The 2918-nt window shown below is 29.0% G+C and carries 2 protein-coding genes and 1 pseudogene; 1 reads left to right on the forward strand and 2 read right to left on the reverse strand.

Annotation, left to right across the window (positions count from 1 at the left end):
- Positions 1–399 (forward strand): annotated as a pseudogene (locus F1592_RS13095) (RepB family plasmid replication initiator protein); the annotation flags it as partial.
- Between the two features lie 145 nt (positions 400–544).
- Here F1592_RS13095 and F1592_RS14070 read toward each other — a convergent pair.
- Both F1592_RS14070 and F1592_RS13105 read right to left on the reverse strand, forming a co-directional pair.
- Positions 545–640 (reverse strand): type I toxin-antitoxin system Fst family toxin, encoded by a 96-nt coding sequence (locus F1592_RS14070; RefSeq protein WP_113525237.1) that lies wholly within the window; start codon positions 638–640, stop codon positions 545–547.
- 492 nt (positions 641–1132) lie between these two features.
- Positions 1133–2629 (reverse strand): glycosyltransferase, encoded by a 1497-nt coding sequence (locus F1592_RS13105; RefSeq protein WP_031886474.1) that lies wholly within the window; start codon positions 2627–2629, stop codon positions 1133–1135.
- Positions 2630–2918 lie beyond the last annotated feature (289 nt).

Consider the following 2918-nt stretch of genomic DNA (forward strand, 5'->3'; position numbering starts at 1 on the left):
TTCAACTTTGCAACAGAACCCTTTAGAGAACGATTAGATATTCCAAAATCTTATAGAATGTCTAATATTAGCCAATTTGTTTTAACTCCGATTATCAAGGAGCTCTCTCCAATATTTAATAACCTCAATATCAATAAAATAAAAGCGAAAAAAGGACGTAAAATTGAGTGGTTAGAGTTTACTTTTGACGCTGAGAAACGCATTCATAGTAAGCGACAACCCAAAATGGCGAATGTAGCCCAACCCAAACAATATATCAGTCGTGAGAAAACGCCAAAATGGCTACATGAACGAAATCAAAGTGATACAACTAGAGAATTGACTGAAGAAGAAAAAGCGCTATTCAAAGAACAACAACAAGCATTTAGACAACAATTAAAACTGGATTGGGAAGAATAGAAAAAAGGTTATAAAACGAAAGCGTTAATTGAAGAGTGTGTAATATCATGATATTATATAAGTAACAAATAGTAATGTTATTAACGCACCGAACCCCCAACCTACGGACATAGGTTGGGGGTTCTTTTGGTGTTGGCTTTGTCGCCTATTTTTTAGTACGTTGTTCTAGCCAAAATTTAAACAACGTAACACAGCACCCTACAAAAATAGGGGCTATTACATAAACAAATAGTAATGTCATTCAGCGCACCTCCTCTCTACGTCAAATTGACGTCTGAGAGATAGACGACTTCCCAATTATAACAAAATCCCTATGACCTGTATGCGTGCATACAATATGCAAGCATACTGTGTGCACGCATATTGTATGTAACATCTAAATACGATATACCAATTACAGGTAAACAAGTTTACTTGTTTACTAATAAACTTGTTTACTAGTCAACTAGTATCCGCATGAATAATGATTTGTGTAGTTTACACTTGTGTAAATTACACAAGTGTAAACTGAATAAAGATACAAACCGATCATCAATGAAAATGACTGAAAACGCATCAGATCAATGATGTATAAAACCTGCATAAACGATAATCATAAGCAAAAGGCTTAAACGTTGATATAACAACGTTTAAGCCTTTGTTTATAGTTAACATAATTAACCCTTATAGGTAGTGATTTTGTATAGATTATACATTACTTAGCATTTCACATTAATTTATTGACTTCTCCGAATTATAAACTAACATCCTTGATTAAAGAATTAAAATTATTAATTGCAGCTTGATAAGTTATTTCATCTTTTGTCTTAACATTTTCTAAGGGATTTTCAATGATTGAAATCATAGCTTTAGAAAATTCTTCAATGTTATTAGGTTCAATTAAATAACCGCTTTCTCCATTTACTATAATTTCTCTTGGTCCATATTTAATATCATATGCAATTACAGGACAACCTTCATTTATACTTTCCATAACGCTTAATGCAAACCCTTCAAACTTACTTGTTAAAAGAGAAGCTTTAGATTCTCTAAAAACTTGAAGTGGATCATTTGTAAAAGGGTGAATAGTAACTTCATTTTGTAAGTTATATTGTTTAATAAGGTTTTCTATTTTTGTACGTTCTTCTCCCTTAATACCACCATACAATACTAATTTAGTCGATCCTCCATTATCTATATAAAGTTTATAACTTTCGATTATATGAGAAATCTGCTTTTCTTCACTAAATCGTCCAACAAATACAAATTGATCTTTTATTTCATTAGTAGAATTGCTTGATGTTTTTATAAAATGTGGTATAACTACAAATTTTTCATCAGGTATATTTAAATCATTTTGTATATCTTCTTTTTGTTGGTTAGTCAGAACATAGTATTTAGCTATTTTATCTGAATTGTTAAGAGCATATTTATACGAACTCTTGATTGAATCTCCTTCTAAATGAGAACTATGAAAAACTAATATAGATTTTATGTTTTTTGTAGAATTTATTAGTGATTTATCTAATAATCTTGCATCGTTAAAAACAATATCTTGATCATTAAAATAAAAGTCAAAGAAGTATGTAAACATTTCTTTTTCATTACTAAAACTTTCAATTAATATATCATTATCGTAAATAAAAATTGAGTTTAACTTATTGTCATTTGTTTCTTCAAAATATTTTTTACAATACAGATTTTTTTCTAAGTCATAATAAAATTCCGCTAATTTTTTATTTAATTTTCTTGAATAATTAGTGATTTTATGTAAATATCCATATTCATTATATTCCCAGCGTTCAACTTTATGTTTTACTCCTGGCGTAAAGAAATCTTCAAATTTAACAACTTGTGAATTGGGGTAAAATTTTCTATATAAACAATATCTTTCTGTATCCTTGTCATAATATCTAACGCAATTTTTATCTAAATCTTCTTTTGCAATAAAATTTGATATTTTAAGTTCTTGTGGCTGTATATTTATATACGTATTTGAAGAATAATAAGAACCTGTAAGTAATTTAAAATTAGATAACCAGTCATAAATATTTATAACCGTTATATTTTCTTTCAATATCTCTTTGTTATAAAAATCTTTGTAAACAGTTGTATAATTTGGATTATAATTTGTTGTCAAGATTGTTTGATCAAAATCAAATTCGTCATTTAAAAAATCAATTCTTTTTAATAAAGATTTAGTTCGACCCCCATGGTCTGGTGGTAATGTTGAAGCTACTGTGTATATCATAATATTCTCTCCCAATAATATCTTTTCATACAATGTTGCTTGGTAATTAGCCTAGTTCAACTATAATTTAAACATTCTCTTATACTTTTATCAATTTCATTCTTTGATTAGCAACCACATTATTGGTTGCTGCACTAGGTCTGTTTTTGATTTTGAATTAGTTTTTAAATTATATGAGTGGCTAGCAATAGCTACTCATTTTTTGCGTATGCAAAAACATAAAGGGCTTGGGATATAATCCCAACAAGCAGGCGACGCTACCACGTTAGTGGCATGGCGAAAATCCGTA

The organism is Staphylococcus sp. GDX7P312P (assembly GCF_008385775.1).
Classification (GTDB): Bacteria; Bacillota; Bacilli; order Staphylococcales; family Staphylococcaceae; genus Staphylococcus; species Staphylococcus haemolyticus.

Excerpts from the sequence above, each read along its gene's own strand:
- F1592_RS13105 (WP_031886474.1), bottom strand. The coding sequence starts at position 2,629 with ATGATATACACAGTAGCTTCAACATTACCACCAGACCATGGGGGTCGA.
- F1592_RS14070 (WP_113525237.1), bottom strand. The coding sequence starts at position 640 with ATGACATTACTATTTGTTTATGTAATAGCCCCTATTTTTGTAGGGTGC.